The sequence below is a fragment of the Rhizobium sp. UBA1881 genome (genome assembly GCF_002338015.1).
In the GTDB taxonomy this organism is placed as follows: domain Bacteria; phylum Pseudomonadota; class Alphaproteobacteria; order Rhizobiales; family Rhizobiaceae; genus Rhizobium.
The window spans coordinates 1-276 of record NZ_DDHH01000181.1; the positions used below are offsets into that span (position 1 = coordinate 1).

The following is a 276-nucleotide window of genomic DNA, read 5'->3' on the forward strand; positions in this document are numbered from 1 at the left end:
ATATCACCGCCCTTCCTTGGAGCCGTGAAGTTTACGGCGGGAGCGTTGCGCTCCCAGGAATTCAAAGTGGGGTACGACCCTATTCCTACAAATCCTCATCACGGGGAGGTTTGGGGTAACTTCACCGGTGGAAAGAAGAAATGGCTTCAGAGAAACGCTGAAATCTTCGTCGTCCCCAAGGCGTGAGGCAACTTACTTGAAAAAGCTAACGATGCATAACAGGCGGCTAACCTGTTACGCTGATTAGATAACATTACTCCGGCATGGGGCACCACT

At 51.1% G+C, this 276-nt stretch carries 1 protein-coding gene; it reads left to right on the forward strand.

All coding sequences use genetic code 11. The annotated features are described in order from the left end of the window. Positions 1-186, forward strand: a 186-nt coding sequence (locus B3605_RS22075; protein WP_296436051.1) for a hypothetical protein, incomplete at its 5' end; no start/stop codon positions are given. Positions 187-276: the final 90 nt, after the last annotated feature.